At 67.2% G+C, this 21,330-nt stretch carries 21 protein-coding genes; 15 read left to right on the top strand and 6 right to left on the bottom strand.

Annotation, left to right across the window (positions count from 1 at the left end; genetic code table 11):
- Positions 1–285 precede the first annotated feature (285 nt).
- Positions 286–1,893, top strand: coding sequence for a gamma-glutamyltransferase family protein (locus JHL17_RS24810; protein ID WP_200197302.1), 1,608 nt, complete (start codon positions 286–288; stop codon positions 1,891–1,893).
- Positions 1,894–1,921: 28 nt separating this feature from the next.
- Here the strand turns inward: JHL17_RS24810 and JHL17_RS24805 are convergent, their stop codons facing one another.
- Together JHL17_RS24805 and JHL17_RS24800 are read right to left on the bottom strand one after the other, a co-directional pair.
- On the bottom strand, positions 1,922–3,184 hold the full coding sequence (locus tag JHL17_RS24805; protein ID WP_200197301.1) for an extracellular catalytic domain type 1 short-chain-length polyhydroxyalkanoate depolymerase: 1,263 nt from the start codon (positions 3,182–3,184) through the stop codon (positions 1,922–1,924).
- 48 nt (positions 3,185–3,232) lie between these two features.
- Positions 3,233–3,652, bottom strand: coding sequence for a CopG family transcriptional regulator (locus JHL17_RS24800; RefSeq protein WP_200197300.1), 420 nt, complete (start codon positions 3,650–3,652; stop codon positions 3,233–3,235).
- Positions 3,653–4,119: 467 nt separating this feature from the next.
- Between JHL17_RS24800 and JHL17_RS24795 the strand changes: the two genes are divergently transcribed.
- The 3 genes from JHL17_RS24795 (at position 4,120) to JHL17_RS24785 (ending at position 7,123) form a co-directional block, all read left to right on the top strand.
- Positions 4,120–5,055: a replication protein RepA gene (locus JHL17_RS24795; protein ID WP_200197299.1), complete on the top strand. Its 936-nt coding sequence runs from the start codon at positions 4,120–4,122 to the stop codon at positions 5,053–5,055.
- A gap of 165 nt (positions 5,056–5,220) precedes the next feature.
- Positions 5,221–6,249 carry an AAA family ATPase gene (locus JHL17_RS24790; protein WP_200197298.1) on the top strand — a complete coding sequence of 343 codons (1,029 nt, stop codon included), beginning with the start codon at positions 5,221–5,223 and terminating at the stop codon, positions 6,247–6,249.
- Positions 6,239–7,123, top strand: a complete 885-nt coding sequence (locus JHL17_RS24785; RefSeq protein ID WP_200197296.1) for a ParB/RepB/Spo0J family partition protein — start codon at positions 6,239–6,241, stop codon at positions 7,121–7,123. Before JHL17_RS24790 ends, JHL17_RS24785 begins: the two co-directional genes overlap by 11 nt.
- Here the strand turns inward: JHL17_RS24785 and JHL17_RS24780 are convergent.
- A complete protein-coding gene (locus tag JHL17_RS24780) occupies positions 7,120–8,031 on the bottom strand; it encodes a LysR family transcriptional regulator (protein ID WP_200197294.1) in 912 nt (303 codons plus the stop codon). The genes JHL17_RS24785 and JHL17_RS24780 overlap by 4 nt on opposite strands.
- A 94-nt stretch (positions 8,032–8,125) precedes the next feature.
- Between JHL17_RS24780 and JHL17_RS24775 the strand changes: the two genes are divergently transcribed.
- Both JHL17_RS24775 and JHL17_RS24770 read left to right on the top strand, forming a co-directional pair.
- A complete protein-coding gene (locus tag JHL17_RS24775) occupies positions 8,126–8,500 on the top strand; it encodes a DUF427 domain-containing protein (protein WP_200197292.1) in 375 nt (124 codons plus the stop codon).
- 143 nt (positions 8,501–8,643) lie between these two features.
- Complete coding sequence (locus JHL17_RS24770) at positions 8,644–9,318, top strand: glutathione S-transferase family protein (RefSeq protein ID WP_200197290.1); 675 nt, start codon at positions 8,644–8,646, stop codon at positions 9,316–9,318.
- A 498-nt stretch (positions 9,319–9,816) separates the two neighbouring features.
- On the opposite strand, the gene JHL17_RS24765 is transcribed toward JHL17_RS24770, so the two are convergent.
- Together JHL17_RS24765 and JHL17_RS24760 are read right to left on the bottom strand one after the other, a co-directional pair.
- Positions 9,817–10,314 carry a hypothetical protein gene (locus JHL17_RS24765; protein WP_200197288.1) on the bottom strand — a complete coding sequence of 166 codons (498 nt, stop codon included), beginning with the start codon at positions 10,312–10,314 and terminating at the stop codon, positions 9,817–9,819.
- A 172-nt stretch (positions 10,315–10,486) separates the two neighbouring features.
- Complete coding sequence (locus JHL17_RS24760; RefSeq protein WP_200197287.1) at positions 10,487–11,065, bottom strand: TetR/AcrR family transcriptional regulator; 579 nt, start codon at positions 11,063–11,065, stop codon at positions 10,487–10,489.
- A gap of 76 nt (positions 11,066–11,141) precedes the next feature.
- Between JHL17_RS24760 and JHL17_RS24755 the strand changes: the two genes are divergently transcribed.
- The 7 genes from JHL17_RS24755 to JHL17_RS24725 all read left to right on the top strand — a co-directional run bounded on the left by JHL17_RS24755 (position 11,142) and on the right by JHL17_RS24725 (position 17,623).
- Positions 11,142–11,507: a hypothetical protein gene (locus tag JHL17_RS24755; RefSeq protein ID WP_247893804.1), complete on the top strand. Its 366-nt coding sequence runs from the start codon at positions 11,142–11,144 to the stop codon at positions 11,505–11,507.
- 214 nt (positions 11,508–11,721) lie between these two features.
- On the top strand, positions 11,722–12,126 hold the full coding sequence (locus JHL17_RS24750) for a YybH family protein (protein ID WP_200197284.1): 405 nt from the start codon (positions 11,722–11,724) through the stop codon (positions 12,124–12,126).
- Positions 12,126–13,220 (top strand): bifunctional DNA-binding transcriptional regulator/O6-methylguanine-DNA methyltransferase Ada, encoded by a 1,095-nt coding sequence (gene ada, locus JHL17_RS24745; RefSeq protein WP_200197283.1) that lies wholly within the window; start codon positions 12,126–12,128, stop codon positions 13,218–13,220. The genes JHL17_RS24750 and ada overlap by 1 nt, the downstream gene beginning before the upstream one ends.
- A 500-nt stretch (positions 13,221–13,720) precedes the next feature.
- Positions 13,721–14,722 carry an amino acid ABC transporter permease gene (locus tag JHL17_RS24740; protein ID WP_200197282.1) on the top strand — a complete coding sequence of 334 codons (1,002 nt, stop codon included), beginning with the start codon at positions 13,721–13,723 and terminating at the stop codon, positions 14,720–14,722.
- Positions 14,723–14,816: 94 nt separating this feature from the next.
- Positions 14,817–15,656 (top strand): transporter substrate-binding domain-containing protein, encoded by an 840-nt coding sequence (locus JHL17_RS24735; protein WP_200197281.1) that lies wholly within the window; start codon positions 14,817–14,819, stop codon positions 15,654–15,656.
- Positions 15,657–15,742: 86 nt separating this feature from the next.
- On the top strand, positions 15,743–17,056 hold the full coding sequence (locus JHL17_RS24730; protein WP_200197279.1) for an NAD(P)/FAD-dependent oxidoreductase: 1,314 nt from the start codon (positions 15,743–15,745) through the stop codon (positions 17,054–17,056).
- Between the two features lie 24 nt (positions 17,057–17,080).
- The gene (locus tag JHL17_RS24725) at positions 17,081–17,623 is read left to right on the top strand and encodes an Lrp/AsnC family transcriptional regulator (RefSeq protein WP_200197277.1); all 543 of its coding nucleotides are present in this window, start codon (positions 17,081–17,083) and stop codon (positions 17,621–17,623) included.
- Between the two features lie 24 nt (positions 17,624–17,647).
- On the opposite strand, the gene JHL17_RS24720 is transcribed toward JHL17_RS24725, so the two are convergent.
- On the bottom strand, positions 17,648–18,544 hold the full coding sequence (locus tag JHL17_RS24720; protein ID WP_200197276.1) for a LysR family transcriptional regulator: 897 nt from the start codon (positions 18,542–18,544) through the stop codon (positions 17,648–17,650).
- Positions 18,545–18,679: 135 nt separating this feature from the next.
- On the opposite strand from JHL17_RS24720, the gene JHL17_RS24715 reads away from it, so the two are divergent.
- The gene (locus JHL17_RS24715) at positions 18,680–20,014 is read left to right on the top strand and encodes an MFS transporter (protein WP_200197274.1); all 1,335 of its coding nucleotides are present in this window, start codon (positions 18,680–18,682) and stop codon (positions 20,012–20,014) included.
- Complete coding sequence (locus JHL17_RS24710) at positions 20,011–21,147, top strand: mandelate racemase/muconate lactonizing enzyme family protein (RefSeq protein WP_200197273.1); 1,137 nt, start codon at positions 20,011–20,013, stop codon at positions 21,145–21,147. The genes JHL17_RS24715 and JHL17_RS24710 overlap by 4 nt, the downstream gene beginning before the upstream one ends.
- Positions 21,148–21,330: the final 183 nt, after the last annotated feature.

Genomic DNA, 21,330 nt, shown 5'->3' with positions numbered 1-21,330 from the left:
AGCGCGAGCCTTGACCGCGAGCACACGAGGTTCAGTCAACAACACGGTTGCTCTCCCGCGAAGGGAGAGGGGCTACGCGCAATGGTAAGTTGCTTTTCCTGCCGCAAGCGCGAGATGTGTGCATCCCGTAGCATGAAGGCGGGATCCGGGAAACGGTGCGGGCAGGCGGCGCAAGCCGGCTGGATCCCGCCTTCGCAGGGATGACGGCTGAGAGACGTGCATCGTTGGGCCCGGCAAGCCGCGCCCGTCACGGCAAGACCATCACCGGGGAGCATCACTGTGACCATGCGCAATTTCGAGAATCCGGGCCGCTCGCTCGCCATGGGCCGCAACGGGATGGCGGCGACCTCCCATCCGGCCGCCACCCTGACGGCGATCGAGATCCTCAAGGCCGGCGGCACCGCGATGGACGCCGCCGTGGCGGCCTGCGCGGTGCAGAGCGTGGTCGAGGCGGGATCCACCGGCATCGGCGGCGACTGCTTCGCCCTGGTCGCCCCGCGGGGCGGGTCGGACATCCGCGCCTACAACGGATCCGGCCGCACCCCGGCCGCGATGACGCTGGAAAGCCTGCGTGCGGCCGGCGTCGCCGAGATCGACCGGCAGTCTCCCCATGCGGTCACCGTGCCGGGCGCGGTGGAGGCCTGGGCCCGGCTGGTCGCCGACCATGGCCGCCTGCCGCTCGCCGAAATCTTCGCCCCGGCGGTGGCGATGGCGCGCGAGGGCTACGCCGTCACCCCGCGGGTCGCCCACGACATCGCCCAGCAGACGGCCCTGCTCCGCGGCGATCCCACCGCCGCCGCCACCTTCCTGGCGGACGGGCAGGCGCCCGCGCCCGGCACCGTCCAGACCCAGCCGCTGCTGGCCGACACGCTGGAGACGATCGGGCGCGAGGGCCCCGACGCCTTCTACCGGGGCCCGATCGCCCAGGACATGGTGGAGCTCCTGCAGGGCGTCGGCGGCCTCCACAGCCTGGAGGATTTCGCCGCCGCCAAGGGCGAGTACGTGACGCCGGTCCGGACGGAGTATCGCGGCCGCACCGTCCATGAATGCCCGCCGAACGGCCAGGGCATCATCGCGCTGATGATCCTGAACATCCTCAAGCGCGTCTCGCCGGCCGGCGATCCGCTGAGCCCCGACTCCCTGCATGTGGAGATCGAGGCGACACGGCTGGCCTATGCCGCGCGCGACGCCTTCCTGGCGGATCCTGTGCAGGCGAACACGTCGATGGCGGAGCATCTGCTGTCCGATGCGCTGGCCGACGAGCTGGCCGCGCGGATCGACCTCGCGCGTGCGCTGGACACCGCCGGGGTGTTCGACGCGGTGTCCGGCGGTGTGGAGCACAAGGACACGGTCTATATCGCCGTGGTCGACAAGGACCGCACCGCCGTCAGCTTCATCAACTCGATCTTCCATCCCTATGGCAGCGGGCTGATGGCGCCGCGGTCGGGCGTCCTGTTCCACAACCGCGGCCAGAGCTTCTCCCTGGTGGATGGGCATCCCAACAGGGTGGCGCCGCGCAAGCGGCCGCTGCACACCATCATCCCGGGCATGGTCACCGAGACCGGGCGGGTCAGCCTGACCTTCGGTGTCATGGGCGGGCATTACCAGGCGATGGGCCATGCTCATTTCCTGTCGAAGCTGTTCGACCACGGCCTGGACATCCAGAGCGCCATCGACCTGCCGCGCCTTTTCCCCCTGCCCGGCACCCGGACCGTCGAAGCGGAATCCGCCATCAGAGCGGCGGCCGGGCCGGAACTGACCCGCCGGGGCTTCACCGTGCAGGCGCCCGGCGGGGCGATCGGCGGCGCCCAGGCCATCGCCATCGACTGGGAGCATGGAACCCTGCTGGGCGGATCCGACCACCGCAAGGACGGTTGCGCGCTGGGCTACTGACCGGGGCCGGCGGGAATGCCGCCGGCCGTCAGGCCGACGCGCTCCGCAGCCGGTGCTCCAGGAAGAAGCGCATCATCTCCGCCGTGGCGTCCGGTCCCTGCGGGTCGGTGTAGGAGCCGCTTGGGCTTCCACCCGCCCAGGCGTGGCCGGCGCCGTAGATGGCCCACTGCTCGCACAGCGTCCGGCCGGAGGGGTCGGTGTGCAGGGTCCGGCTGAAGGAGCGCCGGCCGGCCGCTTCGCCGTGCCGCACCTCCGGGACGAGACCGGCCGCGGCGGCGGTGGCCCGTGCCGCCACCCGGTCGCCGTTCTGCGGGTGGACCACGGTGTCGCGGTCGCCATGGAAGACGATGGTGGGCACCGGATGGCCGGCCCCCGCCTTGCCTGCCTCCCCGCGGCCGCCCTGGCGCATGGCGGCGAGGGCGGAGGGAAGGTCGTGCGCGGCACCGGCGGGCAGGCCGGAATGCACGCCGACCGCCGCATAGAGGTCGGGATAGGCCTCGCCCATGATCGCCGCGGCGGCACCGCCAGCGGAAAGCCCGGCGATGTAGACCCGGCTCGGGTCGACGGGATGGTCGCGCAGGATCCGGCGGGTGATGCCGGCCAGCAGGTCCGGCTCCCCCTGGCCGCGGCGCTGGTCTTCGGGCTTGAACCAGTTCCAGCAGCGCTGGGCATTGGCCGAGGCCGGCTGTTCGGGATAGGCGACGAAGACGCCGTGCCGCTCGGCGAAGGCGTTCATCCGGGTGCCCGCGGCGAAATCGTCCGGCGACTGGGTGCAGCCGTGCAGCATCACCACCAGCGGACGCGGTCCGTCGCCGCGGTTGGCCGGCACATAGAGCTTGTAGGCCCGCGTCCCCGCCGTCCCGCTGAAGGACTCCGTCACGAAGGACGCGCCGTCCGGCAGCGGTTCGGCGGCCGGGCGCGGGGCGCCGGGTCCACCGCCCGGCAGCCCGGCCGGCCGCAGGCGCGCGGCAAGGCCGCGCAGCGTCTCGCCCAGGCCGGTCCGCGCCGCCGTCCCGAAGCGGCTTCCCGCCCCCTTTCCGGCAGGCCGGCCGCGACCCGGGGCATCGCTGTCCGGGGCGCCGCGTCGGGCCTCCGGCCGGGGAGCGGCGTCGAGCCGTTCGAATTCGCCCTCCAGGATCGTCGGATCGGGCGGCGGCGCCGTCGCGGCCGCTCCCTCCCCCCGCAGCAGGCGCTGGACCAGGCTGGTCGCTTCGGAGAGCCGGCCGGCCCGGGTCAGGCGGGCGACCTCGTCCATGCCGGACAGAAGGCCGGTGGGGCGTGTGTGGGACATGTGGTTGCTTTCTCGGTTCGGGGGAGGGCGCCGGCGATGCGCGGCGCGTCAGCGGAGTCTGTCGGCGAGCGCCGCCTTGACGGCGGCCGGCGCGTGCAGCGCGCCCAGCACGCTCAGCGTGGCGATGGTGGCGCGGGCAAGCTCGGCGGAGACGTCCTGGGCGATGGTGGCGAGCCCGAGGACGCGGATGTCCAGCATCCGGCCTTCGGCCTGAACGGCTTCCAGGTCGGCACGGCTGAAATGGCGAAGGCCCAGGTCGATGCTCTTGCGCGTCACCGTCTGGCGGACGACGTCGGCATGCCGGTCGACCTGGTTGCGGATGGCGGTGCGGATGAAGTCGGTGCGGTTCGAATAGAACCCGTCCTCGACCAGGAGGTCGATGTGGCCCAGGTCGACATAGCCGAGATTGATCGTGATCTTCTCGCTGTCACCGGCCTTCGGCCGCAGGTCACGCACCGTCTCGTTCATGGCATTCCATCCCTTCACCATCCGTGTGGATGGTATTTGGATGGTCCATTCCTCCGGATCAAGGGGGGCGCCGATGTTTTGGCGAATGAGGCGGGAACGCCGCCGGCTCCATCCGGCCATTCCGCCCCTCCCCGCGGCGAATGTCCTTCCCGCGCGTACTCTTGCGATGGGCACCGCCGGCGCCAAGGTTCCGTTTGCCGATTCGCCAACGGATTGCGTACTCTTGCGATGTCCGGCGGCCTTCGGACCGCAAGGCATCGCAGTCGCCCCACGTATTGTTGCGATGCCCGTGCGCACTCTTGCGATCGGCGACTCGGACCGACTCGGCTTTTCCCCCGTACTCTTGCGATGAATCAACTAATAGAGTCTCAAATAGCGTTTCTACTAGCTATGCTCTCAAGAGTACGCGTTGCGGTCCAACGCCCGACAGGCCACACTTGCCGCAGCATTGGCAGGAGGGATGACCCGTGGGCACGCTTCACGAACTGATCAGGACGCACGGCGCCGACGACGCGCGCCGCCTCGTCCCGGAACAGGAGCGCCCCTTCGTCGATCTGGCGGCGGAAGCGCTCGCCACCGAGAGCAAGGCGCTCGGCATCACCTATGCCGGATTCTGCCTGACCAGCCTGCCGCACAAGGCCTTGCCCGACGAACAGCACTGGGAACGCGCGGGACACAAAGTCAAGCTGATCATCGAACCCGGCCGGCTGCCCGACAATGACGGCACGACGCGGCTGTTCGGCGTCCCCTACGGCTCCCGCGCCCGGCTCATCCTGCTCTATCTCCAGACCCGCGCCATCCAGACCGGCAGCCCGGAGGTCGAACTGGGAGGCTCGATGCGCGACTGGATGAGCCGGATGAACGTCTCGACCGGCGGCAAATCCTACCGCGACGTCAAGGAACAGGCCAACCGCATCAGCGCCTGCAACCTGACCTTCATCTGGGAACGCCAGGGCAAGAAGGCCGAATTCGCCAAGGACACCATCGTCAAGGGCGGCATCCAGCTCTACGACACCGACGACGACCAGCAGCTCCGCCTGTGGGTGGACACGGTCCGGCTGTCCGACAGCTTCTTCAAGGCCCTGCGCGAGCATCCGGTGCCGGTGTGGGAACCGGCGATCAAGCTGATCTCCAACAAATCGATGGCGATCGACATCTACATCTGGCTCGCCTACCGCCTGCATGTGCTGGGCGCCGCCACCCCGATGACCTGGACCGCCCTGCACGGCCAGTTCGGCGCCGGCTACAAGAACGTCTTCCAGTTCAAGCCGCGCTTCCAGGACGCCCTGAAGGCGGCGCTCGCCGTCTATCCGGATGCCAAGGTCAGCATCGACGAAGCCGGCCTCGTCCTCCACCCCTCGCGCCCGCCGGTGCCCGAGCGCCAGTTCGCACTCTTGCGATGACGCCAGGCCCGCGTACTCTTGCGATAGGCCATCACAAGAGTACGCACCACCGGCCAGCCGGGGCAGCAGCATGGCAGGTGCTGCACAGCAAGATGCACATCGGTTGACAGTGCCGTCACCATCGCCCATCGTGCCGGGATTCCACCTCCCGGACGGGCACAGGCGATGGCGCACGACATGAGCGGCGAGGAATTGCGCCGCTACCGCGAGGACCGCGGCATGAACCAGCAGGAGCTGGTGTCCTGGCTCAACGAGCGGCTGGGCCGCCGCTATGACCGCGCCAAGATCTCGCGCTGGGAAACCGGCGCCGAACGGATCCCGCAGACCGTCGGCACGGCGCTGAAGGCCGCGACCAGCCCAGTCGGCATCCCCGCCGCGTCGGGCCAGCGCAACGCGCCGCTCGTCCTGTGCGCCGCCAACCAGAAGGGCGGCGTCGGCAAGACGACGACCTGCGTCAACGTCGCCTGGCTGCTGAGCCGGGAGGGGCAACGCGTGCTGCTGGTCGATTGCGACCCGCAGGCCAACGCCACCGTGCATCTCGGCGTCGACCCGCATGAACGCGAGGTGGTCAAGGAAACGCTGACCCATGCGCTGCGCTCGACCCGGCCGCTGCGCGAATTCGTCACCCCGGTCTGCGACGGCGCCTTCGACCTGCTGCCCTCCTCCATCTCGCTGGCGGCGGCCGACCGGGAATTGCTGCGCCAGCCGAACGGCACGCTGATCCTGCGTGCCAAGCTCGCCCAGCTGGCCGGCCACTACGACTTCGTCATTCTCGATTGTCCGCCGCATCTGGGCGAGCTGACGGTGTCGGTCCTGAACGCCGCCGACCAGCTCCTCATCCCGACCCAGACGGAGATGCTGTCGCTGATGGGCATTCCCCAGCTGTTCGAGACCATCGCCGGCGTGCGCGAGCTGGTCAATCCGCGGCTGCGAATTCTCGGCATCCTGCCGACGATGTTCAGTCCGCGCCGGCTTCAGGACGAACAAATCCTGACCGAGCTGCGCGCCATGGCGGTGTCGGAGAGCCTGCACCTCTTCGCCCCGGTGCGTCGTGCCGCCGATTACGCCAAGAGCGTGCTGGCCGGCCGGCCCGGCCTGGCGGTGAACCCGAATTCCGCCGGGGCGGAGAGCTACCAGGAAATCGCCGCGGCGCTGCTGTCGCTGGCCCGGGCGGAGGTGAACCATGGCGCCTAGGAAGGGTCTCGACGTCGCCAACGCCGGCTTGCTGAAGCGGACGATCGACCGGGCCGCCGCCGGCGGTGGCGGTGCCAGCAACCGGGCGCTGTTCGGGTTGAGCGGCAGGATGCGCTTCCGCGAAATCCCGCTGACCCAGATCGAGCCGGATCCCGACCAGCCGCGCCGCAACGCCCGGGAGGCGGATATCGGGACGCTGGCGGCCTCGGTCGAGCAGAAGGGGCTGCTGCAGCCGATCAACGTCCGCGAGATCGCCGCCGACCGTTTCATGATCATCGCCGGCGAGCGGCGGTTCTGGGCCTTCAACCAGCTCGGCCGCGACACCATCCCGGCTCTGGTGCTCGACACCGACGACGCCCAGGCTCTGGCACTGATCGAGAACGTCCAGCGTGTCGATCTGCACGCCATCGACGTCGCCCGCTCGCTGGAGCGGCTGGTCGAGGAGAAGGGGCTGACGCAGGATCAGGCGGCGGTGCTGATCGGCAAATCGCAAGAGTACGTGGCCCGGCTGCTGGGCATCCTGCGGCTGCCAGCCGACATCCTCGATGACGCGCCGCAGCAGAGCCATGTGTCGGTCTCGGTGCTGATGGAGCTCTCCGAACTCGGCGATGCCGCCCTGCAGGCCCAGCTGTGGGAACGGGCCAAGTCCGGACTGACGGTGAAGGCGGTGCGCGAGGCCAAGCAGCAGCGCAAGGCGGCCTCCCCGTCCCTCCCCTCGCCGGCGGCCCACCGGCCGGCATTGCAGGCGCTGCACAAGGGGGTGGCGACGCTGCGGGATCTCAGCGGCGGCGGCAGCCGGCTCGACGACGGCGACCGCAAGGCGCTGCGCGATCTGCGTGCCGCCATCGACGCGCTGCTCGGCGATCCGATCTAGAAATCCCCCATCCTCAATTCCGGCTCCCCGGCGCAAACCGCAGCGAGGAAGTCGATGAATTGCCGCACCCGGGACGGCATGCGCCGTCCGGCGACGGTGACGGCATTGATCGGAAAGGGCGGCGGCGCATAGCGGTCCAGGAGACGCACGACCTCGCCGGAGGCCAGCACATCGGTGAACAGCCAGCTCGCGTGATGGGCGATGCCGAGCCCCGCGAGGACGGCGCCGCGGACATGCTCGGCGTCGTTCGTGCGGAACGCTCCCTTGCCGTCGACCGTGACCTGCCGGCCGTCCAGGTTGAAACCCCAGCCGACGATGTCTCCCTGGTGGACATAGCTGATGCGCTGGTGCGTGTGCAGCTCGTCCAATGTTTGCGGCGTGCCGTGTCGGGCGAGATAGCCGGCGGAGGCCAGGGTGATCATCCGCATGTCGCCGATGCGGCGGGCGACGAGCGCCGAATCCGACAGCCGGCCGATCCGGATCGCGACGTCCACTCCTTCCTCGATCAGGTCGACATGCCGCCCGGAGACTTCCATCTCGATCGCGACGTCGGGGAAGCGGTCCCTGAAATCCGCCAGCCGGGGAATGACGAACATTCTCCCGAATGCCGGCGAGAGGCTCACGCGGACCAGCCCGGAGGGGGCCGATTGCCCGTCGAGGATCCTCTCCTCCGCGGCGTCGAGGTCCTGGAGGATGAGGACGGTGGCCTCGTAATAGTCCTGCCCTGCCGGCGTCACCGCGAGGGTGCGGGAATTTCTCGCGAGGAGCTGCGTTCCGAGCCGCGCCTCGAGCGCGGCAAGCTGTTTGCTGACCGTCGGCTGGCTGACGTTCAGGTCGCGCGCCGCCTGCGAGAAGCTTCCGCTTTCGACGACGCGCACGAACATCCTCATCGCATCCAGCTTATCCATCGCTTTCGTTCCGCGGAAGAACAGGCGACATGACCGTCTCCGCCCTTATATGATTTCCCGTTGAAGGTGAGTTTTCTGTCGAAAGGACACTGTCATGGCCGACCGGAAAATCCTGACCCCTGATGCACATCATCCCATCACCATCACCGGATGTCCGTCCCTGGTCATCGTCAGGACCGGATCGCTTGAGATCGCGAAGACAAGGGGCGCCCTGACCCTTGTGGAAGCGTCCTATCCGCCCGTTCACTACATCCCGCGTCGCGACACCGACATGACGCTGTTGGAGCGCTCGACGCACACCAGCTATTGCCCCTACAAGGGAGAAGCGAGCTACTACAGCATACCGGCCCTCGGAGAGGCAGGGCTGAACTGTGTCTGGACCTATGAGACGCCCTTCGACGCGGTCGGTGCCATCGCCGGCTGTCTCGCCTTCTATCCCGATCGGGTCTCGATCGACCTTGCTGATTAGGCCAGGACGGGCCACAGCCGCAAGACATCGTTCAATTCAGGATCGGAATAGATTCTATTCTTCCACCAGCAATGTCATTCGAAGGAGGAATATGGGAATTGCCATTCGGTCGCCCGGTTGCGGGCTCCGGATCGAAAGGCAAAATGATGGCAATCAGGATCTATGGTGATGCCGGCTCGGGCAGCCTGCGCCGCGTTACCACGGCCGCGAAGATCATGGGGATCGAACTCGAAAGAATGGCCGTCGATCTCTTCAAGGGCGAGAGCCGGACCGACGAGTTCAAGGCGCGTCTCAATCCCCACGGCCTGACGCCGGTTCTGGTGGACGATGGCACCGTCCTCTACGAGGCGTCCGCGATCAACCTCTATCTGGCCGACAAGGTGAATTCGCCCCTGGCCGGACGCACGGCGGAGGAACGCTTTCAGGTGCTTCAGTGGATGTTCTGGTCCGGCGAGCAGTGGCGTAGCTTCACCACCACCCTCTTCGATGAACGGGTCGGGAAGGCGGTCATGGGCTTGGCGAAGGACGAGGCCCTCGTGGGGTTCGCCGAGGGCAAACTTCGCGCCGCGGCGACCGTGCTCGACCGGCATCTCGACGGCCGGACATTCATGGTCGGTCAAGCCTTGACCCTTGCCGATATCGATGTCGCGGCTCCCTTCTCCCAAGTCGATCGTGCAAAGTTTCCGTTCAAGGACTATCCGAATCTGTTCGCTTGGCACGACAATCTTCTCCGGTCTTTTCCGGCCTGGGCGGAGACCAAGGCCGAGGTCGACCACCGGATGGACAGCTTCCTGGCGAGCGTCGGCGTGACGCTGTAGGTCCTGGGTTTTCCGTCCGGTCGGCGCGCGGATGACGATGCTGCGCGCCGGCCGGAACCACGACGATCTGTCAGCGGCCCCTGGAGAGATTGCCGGCGACCGACCGTCTCTCCAGGGGCGGGTCGACCTTCCGACTTCGAACGCGTTCGGGTTCCAAGATGATATTAGACGTCTAATAAGGGGCGGTCTTCAGATTGCGGTGAGCCGGTCAGCGACGTTGAAGATGGCTGCCACTGTGAAAAATGCGTGGATGACGCGCCCCGAGCGATCCTGGCGGCGATCCAGGCGTTCGTTTATCAGCAACCGGGTGCAGCCCCGCTTCCGGAGGGCGACATCGAATGAGGGGTCTGAAAACCGCCTCTGAACCTCATGCCGAATGCGGCGGCGACCGGCACATGGGCTTTCCAACGGCTTGCTTCATCCGACCGGAGAAACGGCCAGGCCCGTTGGGCAGATGCGGCCGTCGATCCGGAGAATGGGCTCGTGCCTGTCGGCCCCCTACTTCGCCACCGTCCTGCCCTGCCTTGCCAGATGGATGATCTGGGCGGTCAGGCCGGCGACCAGGAGGATTGCCAATCCGCCCTGGGCACCGAGCAGCAGCGGCGACTTCAGGTCGGTCACCAGAGGGTGGCCCTCCGGAACGCGGCGCAGGATCTCGCTGACGGTCGGCACCATCAGAAGAAACGCACTCACGCTCAGGCAGACGGTCTCGACGTATCTGGCCGGGCGTCCCACGCCCCAACTCCTCCCGATCCCCCCGATCCCATAGCCGGCAAGCAGGAGCAGGATCGTCACGGCACCGATGACTTGGCTGACCGGTTGATGCGCCACCAGGAAGACCGTCGAGGCACCGATCAGCATGGACGCGAAATAGACGGCGCCCGGCCTGGACCGGGGAACGATCCGGCCGTGACGGGCGAACATGTAGAAGGCGGCGGGAATGGCCGGCAGGCTGCCGAGCGTATGAACCCAGCCAAGCGGAGAAATTCCGAACATGAGGGATTTCCTTTTTCATTGAGAAGGACACAGAGGCGGCCGAGCAGACGGATCGGCGGCTGGAACACTGTCATCAGAAAAACTACCTACTAGTCGATAGGCAGCATGGACATGCGTTCCTTCTCTTGGCTAAGCCCTGGTTTCAGGCGCTCGGGTTTCAGGCGCCCTGGCTTCAGGCGGAGACCCGCTCCAGCAGAGGGCGGGCTATTGCTGCGAAGGTGGTGGCATCGCCGTAGGCGCGGGCGGACAGCATCGCGCCATGCACGCCGGCCATGAACAGTTCGGCTTCGACCCTGGCGGTTCCGGCCAGCCGGAGGCGGCCTTCCGCGGCGCCACGTTCGAAGACGGTGGTGAGCCACTCCGCGAGGTTGCGGAAATGCGCCCGCACTTCGAGGGCGACCGCTTCGGGAAGCACGGGAGCCTCGCCCGCCAGCAGCGCGCAGACGCAGAACGGGTCGTCCATGTCGGTGAAGCACCCCTCCCAGTAGCCGAGATAGGCGCGAAGCTGTTCGACCGGGTCGGCGACGTTCCGCTCCAGTTCGGCCAATCCGGCCTCGACCTCTTGCCGGTACTGCACGACCAGCACGCGGACCAGATCGGCCTTGCCGGGGAAATGGTGGTGGATGCTCGCGGTACGGATACCGACCACTTTGGAGATGTCGGCGTAGCTGAAGCTGTTGTAGCCGCCCCTGACGATCAGGGATCGCGCACAGCGCAGGATGTCGTCGGCTCTGGTCGATGTGTTGCTCATGCTTATGCCTACCAACTAGTAGGGAGTCTGTCAAGCCGAAGCGCGCTCTCCCCAGCCTTGCCGCATGGACGGCGCGGTGGGCGATAAGTCCGTTGGGGAGAGCGACGAACCGGACCGCATGCTGCCGCTCGGCCTGCTCGCGGTGCTGGGGGCCGCCCTCACCGGGACCCTGCTGTCGGCGCGGGCGGGGGGCGCCTTCCCCGACATGGGCAGCCCCTTCCTTCTCCAGTCGGTCGGAGCGGTCGTGCTCGGCGGCACCCTGATCTTCTGCGGCAGCGCCACCGCGGCAGGCACCCTGTTCGGTTCCGTCCTGCTGGTCCTGATCGTCACCACCATGCAGATCGCCGGGCTGCCGGGAGGAACCCAGGAGATCATCCAGGACGTGGTGATCATCGCCGTCCTGGCCTTCGCGGGAGACGCCCGCAGCCGCAGTTCCGCATAGGTGGCGGGACTTTCCCGCGACGCCCATAGCCGGATCGGATCCAACCGTTCTGTTCCGCTGGATGGAAAGACTTGTGCCGGCGGTCATGGATGAGAGCCGCCGGCTTCAGTGCTGATCGAATCTGAAGTCAGAAAGCGGAGTTCGCCACTTTCTACTTTCGGGCATCAAATGGGGGCTCGCAAGCCGCGGGCGCTACCCAAGGATATGAAGTCCCATGACGAACAAGTTCGCTCTCGCTACCACGCCCGAAGGAATTGTCCCCGCACTGCTGGCACACCTGAATTCACTTGATGTCGAGATCATGCTTGGTTTCTATGATCCTGCCGGCATGATCATCGACGCTACCGGCCAATCGCACGTCGGGCCTGCCCAGATCGGCGCCGAACTCGAAAAGTATTTCAGCCTCGGCTTGGAGATGTCGATTACCCAGCGTCACCTTTTCGTCGCAGACAACATCGCTTCCCTGATCCTGGACTGGTCGTATATCGGAATCGCAAGGGACGGAACGATGGTGAACATGGTCGCGACGGCAACCGACATCGCCCGCCGTGGCGAGGATGGTCGGTGGCGCTACCTCATCGACAATCCGTTCGGTTCCGCGCGCCGGGAGATCGCCTGATGTCGGGCGCCGCGGCCGCGCAAGGTCATCGCATGGAAACCGCGATCGCTCGCCACCGAGCCGGGGGTGCACATGGGGGGGAATGCGATACGGCGGACGACGGCGCCCCGTGGCGTGGTGTGACGACGACGGGAATATATTGTCGTCCGACTTGCGGGTCCCGGCCGCCCAAGCAGGAGAACGTCAGACTGTTTTCCAGCCGGCAAGATGCAGAAGCCGCCGGTTTCCGTCCATGTCGGCGCTGCAGACCTCAAGACGGGCCGATCAGGGACCGGCACGCGGAACTTGTGGCGGAGGCCTGCCGGCTCATCGAGGCTGAAGAGGGCATTCCGTCAATCAGTGCGCTCGCGCATGCCCTGGGCATAAGCGAAGGTCATCTGCACCGCCTCTTCAAGGCGCAAATCGGTCTGACGCCCCGGGCTTTTGCCCAGGAGAAGCGCGCACAGGACGTCCGAGAGCATCTCTTACGAGGCCGGAGGATCACCGAGACGATCTATGAGACCGGCTTTGGCTCCAGTGGGCGCTTTTACGCCGTGACCCGCAAGTCTCTGGGCATGACGCCTTCACATTATAAAGCTGGCGGAGCGGGGGAAACCATCCGGTTTGCCGTCGGCCAGACCTCGCTTGGTGCCATCGTCGTGGCGTCCAGCGAAGCCGGGGTGGCCGCAATTCTCCTGGGCGACGATCCGGAGGCTCTGCTCAGAGACCTCCAGGAGCGTTTCTCGCACGCGACCCTGGTCGGAGCCGATGCAGAATATGAGAAGCTTGTCGCCCGCGTTGTCGGATTGGTGGAGGCTCCCGCTCTGGGAGAGAACCTGCCGCTTGATGTCCGCGGTACAGCCTTCCAGCGGCGCGTTTGGAAAGTGCTTCAGTCCGTGCCACCGGGGTCGATCATTTCCTATGATGAAATCGCCAAGGCAGTGGGTCACCCCCGCGCAATTGGCGCGGTAGCAAGCGCCTGCGCGAGCAATCCGCTCGCGGTCGCCATTCCCTGTCATCGTGTCGTCAAATCCGACGGAAGCCATTGGGGTTACACTTGGGGCTTGGATCGCAAGCGAAGCCTTCTGTTGCGTGAAGGTGATAAAAATCGGTGATTGGAATCTTCGGATATTGCATGGTGAATTAATATATTCGTCGGTAAGCACAGCATCATGCATTTAATGTTAAGCGATATATGCCGTAAATGGCGGAGCCATTGCCTTGGCATGCCAAATTAGCTATTGGAAATATTTAGTTATATATTGAAAAGTCCGGTGACCTTCGGTGCTATACAGTCTTTTTATTCACTGATCAATGCGCTGCGATATCGAGGAGAGTGAGAGCAGAGTAGAAAGGCTGGTAGTCTCGTCGGCATCTCCGCCCATGCCCAGGGAGGAATCTTTTCTTGCCTGGGCTTTCTGTCGCGCTGCTGCTCGCATCCTGTTTCGTGTCGGCCCCACCCGGGGATTCGCCGGGTGTCCGCCGCAATCTGGCGGCTTCTCCCGTCGTAACGCAGGATCCCACCCGGCGATTTTCCACGATTTCCCGTTCAAACCGGCGGATTGCCGGATACCGCCCGTCGCACGGCCGGTACAGGCTGGGGAACGGATTGTGGATGAAACGCACGGAAGGGAAAGACGCCGGCATGTACCATGACCATGTGCGCCGGGACAGATTGACGAACAAGGCGTGGTTCCTCGGCGTGCTGGCGCTCGTCCTCACGGCGGCCGGCATCGCCGGCGGCATCGGGCAGACCGGCCTCGCCGCCCTGGTCGCGCCGGTCGCCGCGGCCCTGCCGGGCGGCGAAGCCCTGACGACCGTCTGGGTCGCGCTCGGCCTTGCCCTGATCCTCACGCTGAACGTCCATCTCATCGGCCGGCTCGGCCGGCGGCTGCAGGTCGCCGCCGTCTGGCTGGAGGTGTTCAGCCTGTTCCTGGTCTTCTTCCACAGCTTCGACCTGTCCTACGGCTTCATCCTCGGCAAGCTGCCGTTCCTGGTCACCCAGGGCGTCGCCACGACGCTCTACATCTCGGCGATCGCCATCGCCATCGCCTTCGTCCTGGCGATGGTCGGCGCCATCGCCCGGCTGTCGGACAACGGCTTCGCCATCGCCATCTCGTCCTTCTACACCTCCTTCTTCCGCGGCGTGCCGCTGCTGATCCAGATCTACCTGATCTATCTCGGTATCCCGCAGCTCGGCTACGTCATCGGGGCGATCCCGGCCGGCGTGGCGGCGCTGTCGCTGTGCTACGGCGCCTACATGACGGAGATCTTCCGCGCCGGCATCATGAGCATCCCCAAGGGCCAGTGGGAGGCCGCGCGCGCTCTGGGCTTCGGGCCGATGCACACGCTGGTGCTGATCGTGCTGCCGCAGTCGCTGCGCCTGATCATCCCGCCGACCGGCAACCAGTTCATCGCCATGCTGAAGGACAGCTCGCTCGTCTCGGTGATCGGCGTGTGGGAGCTGATGTTCCTCGCCCGCACCCAGGGCCGCGACGAGTTCCGCCACCTGGAGATGCTGATCACCGCCGCCGCCCTCTACTGGCTGATCTCCATCGTCCTGGAGCGGCTGCAGGCCCGGCTGGAAAGCCGGCTGGCCCGCGACAACCGCCACTGAGACCGCCACGAGCCCACCGCCGGGCCGGTCCGCATCCCGAAAATCCAGATCGTCCGAACGCCAAGGTTTTTCCCTTCACGTCAGGAGTCCGTCCATGAACCTGCTCAAGTCCCTGTGCCTGGGTGCCGCCGCCGTCGCTGCGCTCGCCCTGTCCACCGCCGCCGCCGAGGCCGGCGCCACGCTGGACCGCATCACCCAGAAGAAGGAAATGGTCGTGGCGACCGCCGCCAACTGGCCGCCGCAGTCCTTCATGAACAAGGACAACCAGCTCGACGGCTTCGACATCGAGGTGGCCAAGGAGATCGCCAGGCGGCTGGGCGCCACCGCCCGCTTCATCACGCCGGAATGGGGCATCATCACCGCCGGCAACTGGAACGGCCGCTGGGACGTCTCCGTCGGCTCGATGACGCCGACGACCGGGCGGACCCGCGTCCTCGACTTTCCGGCGATCTACTACTACACGCCCTATGTCTTCGCCGTTCACAAGACCTCCAAGCTGGACAGCCGGGCGGCGCTGAACGGCAAGACCATCGGGGTCGAAGGCGGCACGACGTCCGAGGACTACATCAACGGCAAGCTGAAGATCGACGCCGTCGGCGTCCCCGACTTCACGGCCGACGTGAAGCCGGGCTCCGTCAAGACCTACGGCGACAGCGTCGGCCCGCTGGACGACCTGCGGCTCGGCGACGGCGTGCGGGTGGACGCCATCGTCTCCGCCCTGCCGACCGTCGAGGCGGCGGTGAAACGCGGCTACCCGATCCGCGCCATCAACGACAAGCCGGCCTACCACGAGCCCCTGGCCATCGCCATCGACAAGGGCGACGCGGAGCTGAACGCCAAGCTGACCGAGATCGTCGCCGCCCTGAAGGCGGACGGCACGCTGAAGTCGCTGTCGGAAAAGTGGTACGGCGTCGACTACACCGTCGCCAAGTGATGCCGCGGGAGGCCGGCCGTCCCGCCGTCTCCGGCGGCCTGCCCTTCCCGACCCCGATACCGATCCGCCAACGGAACCCAACCGGCATGCGTGACTACCCCAACACCTATTACAGCGCCACCCGCCGGCCGGCGGCCGATCATGCCCCCCTGAAAGGCATGGTGACGGCCGACGTCTGCGTGATCGGCGGCGGGCTGGCCGGCCTGTCCACCGCCTGGGAACTGCTCCGGCGCGGCCGTTCGGTCGTGCTGCTGGAGGCGCAGCGGATCGGCTGGGGCGCGTCCGGCCGCAACGGCGGCTTCGTCCTCCAGGGCTGGTCGGAGGGCTTGCGGAACATCGAGGCGCGCTGCGGGCTGGACCATGCCAAGGCACTGTTCGGGCTGTCGGTGGAGGGCGTGGAGATCGTCCGCGACACCATCGCCGGCCACGCCCTGCCCGGCTGCGACCCGACCACCGGCAAGCTCGGCGTCACCCGCTACGAGGCGGCGGACCGGCTGCAGCGCCACCGCGACCACATGGCGCGGACCTACGGCTACGACTTCACCTACGTCGACCGCCCGACGCTGCGCGGCCTGCTGAAGAGCGACCTCTATTTCCAGGCCCTGCGCGACCCGGTCGGTTTCCATTTCCACCCGTTGAACTATTGCCTCGGCCTCGCCGGCCTGATCGCCGGGGCCGGCGGCCGCCTGTTCGAGGGCACCGCCATGATCGGCATGAGCCGCACCGACACGCCCGGCTCCGCGCGGCGCTGGCGGGTGGATGCGGTGGACGGCTCGGTCCTGTGCCATGACGTGGTGATGTGCGGCGGCGGCTATGGCGGGCGGGAGTTCGGCCCCCTGCGCCGGGCCTTCCTGCCGATCGCCACCTATGTCGTGCTGACCGAGCGGCTGGGCGGCCGCCTGTCCGACTTCGTCGCCACCACCGACGCCGTCGGCGACGACCGCCGCTCCTCCGATTACTACCGCATCGTCGACGGCGACCGGCTGCTGTGGGGCGGGCGGATCACCACCCGCCACGAGCAGGACGAGAAGCGTCTCGCCGCCATGCTGCGCCGGGACATCGGCGGGGTCTTCCCCGGCTTGGCCGATGTGCGGATCGACAAGGCCTGGTCGGGGCTGATGGGCTATGCGCGCCACAAGATGCCGCATGTCGCCCGGGTCGAGGACGGCTTGTGGAGCTGCTCGTCCTTCGGCGGGCACGGCATGAACACCGCCCCCATCGGCGGGCGCGTCGTCGCCGAGGCGATCACCGGCGAAAGCGACCGGATCCGGCTTTTCGCCCCTTACGGTCTGACCTGGAACGGCGGTATCTTCGGCCCCCCCGCGGCGGAGCTGGTCTATGCGGGGCTGCGTCTGATGGATCATTGGCAGGAATCTCGGTCCCGGCGCCAGGGCGCCTGAGGGGCCATGCGAGGGGATGAGGGAATGTCTGGGCCGGGCAACGAGCAGGGATTCCGCCTGACGGACAAGGACAAGCAGCTCCTCGCCCTGTTGCAGAAGAATGCGCGGGAGCCGACCTCGTCGCTCGCCCGCAAGATCGGCGTGTCGCGGACCGCCCTGCAGGAGCGCATCCAGCGGCTGGAGAGCGCCGGCGTGATCGAGGGCTATTCGGTCCGCATCAACCACAGCAAGCTGATCTACACCGTCAACTGCTTCACCATGGCGGTCTGCAACAACAAGACCTATTCCGACGTCATCGCCCAGATGCGGACGATGGAGGCGGTGCAGGCGGTCTACGCCATCTCCGGCGACTGGGATTTCGTCATCCATGTCGCGACCGAGACGCTGGAGAAGCTGAACGCCGAACTGACGCGGATCAACATGATCAAGGGCGTCGTCCGCACCACCTCCTGCATCGTCATGGAGACGAAGTTCGACCGCCGGCTCGCCTTCATGGGCCGGATGGGGGCCAACCTGCTCGAAACTGCCGGCGATCCGCCGTCGGCGGCACAGGACGACGAGGAGTGAACCGCGCCCTCCCATCGCCACCGGTCAGGCGTCGACATAGTCGATCCGCCGCATCACCTGGGCGATGGAGCGCGCGACCGCGGCCACCTTGGGATCGTTGACCCCGGTCCGATAGCAGATGAAGAGCCGGCCGTTCTCAACCCGCGGCTCGGACGCCACCAGCTGGACCTGGCCCAGCGCGAGGAAGCGCTTGGCCATCGGGATGGGCAGCAGCCCGGCGCCGACCCCGCCGGCCACCAGCTCCGCGATCACCGCGACGCTGGTGCAGGTGCTGAGACGGCCGGGAAACAGGCCGGCCGTCGCGAACCAGCCGCTGATCTGCCGGTGCATGGCCGAAGGCGGCGGGTTGGAGAAGACCGGCTGCGACCACAGATCCCGCGGCGTCAGCGGACCGCTCAGCCCCCAGGATGTCGGCACGACCCAGCTCGTCGGCTGGGCGCCGACCGGCTGGAGGTGGAGTTGCTCGTCGCCGATCGGGTTGAGCAGCACCGCCACGTCCAGCGCGTCGCGCAGCAGGGCCTCCTCCAACGTGGTGCTCGTGGACACCACCCATTCCGGCTGCAGCGCCGGATGATCCTCCAGAAGCCCGGCCAGCAGCGGCGAGAGACAGGTGACGGCGAAGCCCTCGGCCAGCCCGACCCGGACCCGGCCGGCGATGGTCCGGGATTCATCCTGGCCGCCGATCGCCCGCAGCTCGGTCATGATCGCGGAAACCCGCGGCAGCAGCAGGCGGCCTTCCGGCGTCAGCCGCAGGCCGCGCCCGGTGCGCTCCAGCACGTCGCTTCCGAGCGCATCCCGCAGATCCTTCAGGCGCAGCGACAGCGTCGGCTGCGCCAGGTTGAGGTGCTCGGCCGCCCGCTGTGCGGAACCCAGCTGCGCGGTCCAGAAGAAGGCCTCCAGCTGGGCGATGGTGATCCGCATGTCTGTTTTCTAATATCAGTTTTCCCAATATCAGATGTTCAGTACATCCTATTTGATTATCAATGTCAATGAACTGACACTCTTGGACATCAAGGCAAAGCGTGGCGAAGTCCACGCATTCCGGAGGAAACCAAGATGAAAGAGCGAACCGACATCATCGCCAAGGTGGCATGGCGAATCCTGCCGATCTTGATGGTCTGCTACTTCGCCGCTTTTCTCGACCGGGTGAACATCGGCTTCGCCGCGTTGACCATGAACCAGGATTTGGGCTTCTCGGCGTCCGCCTTCGGCTTCGGCGCCGGCATCTTCTTTCTCGGCTACGTGCTGTGCGAGGTTCCCAGCAACCTGCTGCTCGTGCGCTACGGCGCGCGGCTGTGGATCGCCCGCATCCTGATCACCTGGGGACTGCTCTCGGCGGCGACCGCCCTGGTCTGGAGCCCCGGCAGCTTCTATCTGGTGCGCATCCTGCTGGGCGCCGCCGAGGCCGGCTTCTTTCCCGGCATGATCTTCTACATGACCCTGTGGTTCCCGCGGGAATACCGCGCCCGCATGTTCGGAACCTTCAACATCGCCGTGCCGCTGTCCTCGGTCATCGGTGCCCCCGTCTCGGGCCTGATCATCGAGCATCTGAACGGCTGGAACGGTCTGGCCGGCTGGCAGTGGATGTTCATCCTGGAAGCCCTGCCCGCCATCGTCATGGGCGTCGTCGTCGCCCTCTTCCTTCCGTCCTCGCCCGAGAAGGCCGGTTTCCTGGCCGAGGACGAGCGCCGCTGGCTGTCGGCCCGGCTGTCCGCCGAGCGCGCGGCCCAGGAGAAGACGGAGCGCTTCACCGTCGGCCGCGCCGTCCGCGATCCCCGCGTCCTGTTGATGTGCCTGATCGCGGTCGGGCTCGTCATGGGCACCACCGGCATCGCCATCTGGATGCCGCAGTTCGTCAAGGCGTTCGGCCTCAGCACCGTGCAGACCGGCTTCGTCGCCGCCGTCCCCTCCACCTTCATGGCGCTGGCCATGCTGCTGGTCGGCCGCCACGCCGACCGCACCGGCGAGCGGGTCTGGCACGCGGCCGGGCCGTTCCTGGTCAGCGCCGCGGGCTTCGTCCTGGCGGCGCTCAGCAGCGACCCGCTGATCGGGCTGGTTGGGCTGACCATCGGGGCGGCCGGCATCGGCGGCGCCTCGCCCAACATCTGGATCTTCCCGACCACCCTCCTGACCGGCACCGCCGCCGCGGCCGGCATCGCGCTGATCAACTCCGTCGGCAGCACCGGCGGCTTCTTCGGCCCCACCATCATCGGCTGGGTGCGGGATGCCACCGGCGGCTTCGCCGGCGCGCAGCTGGTCCTCGCCGGCGCCATGGCGCTGACGGCCTGCGCCATCCTGCTGCTCGGCCATCTGATGCGCGACCTGATGCGCGGCGGCGTCGTTCCCGCATCCCGGTCCGCCCAGGAAAATACACAGGAAAGCAAGGCATGAGCATCGCCGCAGTCCGCCTTTATCATCTGGTCGCCCCGCTGCCCGAGGTCATCGGCAACGCGCTGGTGTCCTTCGACCGCCGCGAGACGCTGTTCGTCGAGATCGTGGACCGCGACGGCCGGTCCGGCTGGGGCGAGGCCTGGCATACCCCCGCGGCCGACCACGCCACCATCGCCTCGCGCCTCGCCCCGCGCCTTCTCGGGCAGGATCCCCAGCAGATCGGCCGGCTCTGGCAGGAGATGCGCGAGGTGGCCGGCGGGGCGATGGGGGCCGTGGCCGCCGTCGACATGGCGCTGCACGATCTCGCGGCACGCCTACGCGGCATTCCGGTCAGCACGCTGCTGGGCGGCGCCCTGCGCCACCGGGTGGCCGCCTATGCCAGCGGCCCCTTCTTCAAGCCCGGCGGCCATCCCTACCGCGAGTTCGAACGCGAGGTGGAGGGCTATCTCCGGGCGGGCTTCAAGGCGATCAAGCTGCGCAGCGGCTTCGCTCCGGCGGACGATGCGGCCATCGTCAACACCATCCGGCAGATGATGGGGCCGGACGGAACCCTGATGCTGGATTTCAACCAGTCCTACGCGCCGCGGGCGGCCCTGGCCGCCGTCTCGACCATGCGGGAGGCCGGCCTGCTCTGGGTCGAGGAGCCCACGGTTCCGGGCGACCTGCAAGGCTACCGCATGCTCTCCGGCCACATGACGCCCGCGCTGGCCGGCGGAGAGACCTTCACGGATGCCCGTGCCTTCCGCCCCTTCCTGGAGGCCGGCTGCATGGATGTGCTGCAACCGGACATCGCCGTCTGCGGCGGGCTGACCGGTGTCGGACGGGTGGCGGCCCTGGCGGAGCTCTACGACCGTCCGGTCGTTCCCCATGTCTGGGGCGGCATCGTGAATTTCCAGGCGGCCCTGCACCTGACCGCGACGCTGCCCGCGCAGCGCAGCGGTGCCGCTGCCGGAGGCTATCCGTTCCTCGAATTCGATGCCGGACCCAACCCCCTGCTGGACCTCTGCGGCCGTCCCATCGTCAACGGCGACGGGACCGTCACGGTGCCGGACGCTCCGGGCTTCGGCATCGATCTCAATGCCGACATCCTGTCCCCCTTCGTCGTCGCGCGGCAGGACGTGACGGCACGGTAGGATGCCTGCCTTCGCACCACGGGATGCACACATCTTATGACGTAGGAACAATCCCCTCTCCCTCCCGGGGCTACGGGATGCACAGATCTCGCTTCTGTGAACGAGATGCGACTTTCTCTAGCGAATAGCCCTTCTCCCCTTGCGGGGCGGGATCGGCCAAACGCCAACGGCGTTTTGCCGACC

The organism is Azospirillum endophyticum (genome assembly GCF_016595245.1).
GTDB classification, from domain to species: Bacteria; Pseudomonadota; Alphaproteobacteria; order Azospirillales; family Azospirillaceae; genus Azospirillum; species Azospirillum endophyticum.
This window is presented reverse-complemented; position numbering and strand designations above follow the sequence as displayed.

Bases quoted from the DNA above. Each gene is read 5' to 3' on its own strand.
- JHL17_RS24715 (WP_200197274.1), top strand. From the start codon at position 18,680: ATGAAAGAGCGAACCGACATCATCGCCAAGGTGGCATGGCGAATCCTG.
- JHL17_RS24735 (WP_200197281.1), top strand. From the start codon at position 14,817: ATGAACCTGCTCAAGTCCCTGTGCCTGGGTGCCGCCGCCGTCGCTGCG.
- JHL17_RS24800 (WP_200197300.1), bottom strand. From the start codon at position 3,652: ATGAACGAGACGGTGCGTGACCTGCGGCCGAAGGCCGGTGACAGCGAG.
- JHL17_RS24740 (WP_200197282.1), top strand. From the start codon at position 13,721: ATGAAACGCACGGAAGGGAAAGACGCCGGCATGTACCATGACCATGTG.
- JHL17_RS24810 (WP_200197302.1), top strand. From the start codon at position 286: ATGCGCAATTTCGAGAATCCGGGCCGCTCGCTCGCCATGGGCCGCAAC.
- JHL17_RS24725 (WP_200197277.1), top strand. From the start codon at position 17,081: ATGTCTGGGCCGGGCAACGAGCAGGGATTCCGCCTGACGGACAAGGAC.
- ada (WP_200197283.1), top strand. From the start codon at position 12,126: ATGTCGGGCGCCGCGGCCGCGCAAGGTCATCGCATGGAAACCGCGATC.
- JHL17_RS24805 (WP_200197301.1), bottom strand. From the start codon at position 3,184: ATGTCCCACACACGCCCCACCGGCCTTCTGTCCGGCATGGACGAGGTC.
- JHL17_RS24780 (WP_200197294.1), bottom strand. From the start codon at position 8,031: ATGGATAAGCTGGATGCGATGAGGATGTTCGTGCGCGTCGTCGAAAGC.
- JHL17_RS24770 (WP_200197290.1), top strand. From the start codon at position 8,644: ATGATGGCAATCAGGATCTATGGTGATGCCGGCTCGGGCAGCCTGCGC.
- JHL17_RS24785 (WP_200197296.1), top strand. From the start codon at position 6,239: ATGGCGCCTAGGAAGGGTCTCGACGTCGCCAACGCCGGCTTGCTGAAG.
- JHL17_RS24760 (WP_200197287.1), bottom strand. From the start codon at position 11,065: ATGAGCAACACATCGACCAGAGCCGACGACATCCTGCGCTGTGCGCGA.
- JHL17_RS24720 (WP_200197276.1), bottom strand. From the start codon at position 18,544: ATGCGGATCACCATCGCCCAGCTGGAGGCCTTCTTCTGGACCGCGCAG.
- JHL17_RS24750 (WP_200197284.1), top strand. From the start codon at position 11,722: ATGACGAACAAGTTCGCTCTCGCTACCACGCCCGAAGGAATTGTCCCC.
- JHL17_RS24765 (WP_200197288.1), bottom strand. From the start codon at position 10,314: ATGTTCGGAATTTCTCCGCTTGGCTGGGTTCATACGCTCGGCAGCCTG.
- JHL17_RS24775 (WP_200197292.1), top strand. From the start codon at position 8,126: ATGGCCGACCGGAAAATCCTGACCCCTGATGCACATCATCCCATCACC.
- JHL17_RS24790 (WP_200197298.1), top strand. From the start codon at position 5,221: ATGGCGCACGACATGAGCGGCGAGGAATTGCGCCGCTACCGCGAGGAC.
- JHL17_RS24710 (WP_200197273.1), top strand. From the start codon at position 20,011: ATGAGCATCGCCGCAGTCCGCCTTTATCATCTGGTCGCCCCGCTGCCC.
- JHL17_RS24730 (WP_200197279.1), top strand. From the start codon at position 15,743: ATGCGTGACTACCCCAACACCTATTACAGCGCCACCCGCCGGCCGGCG.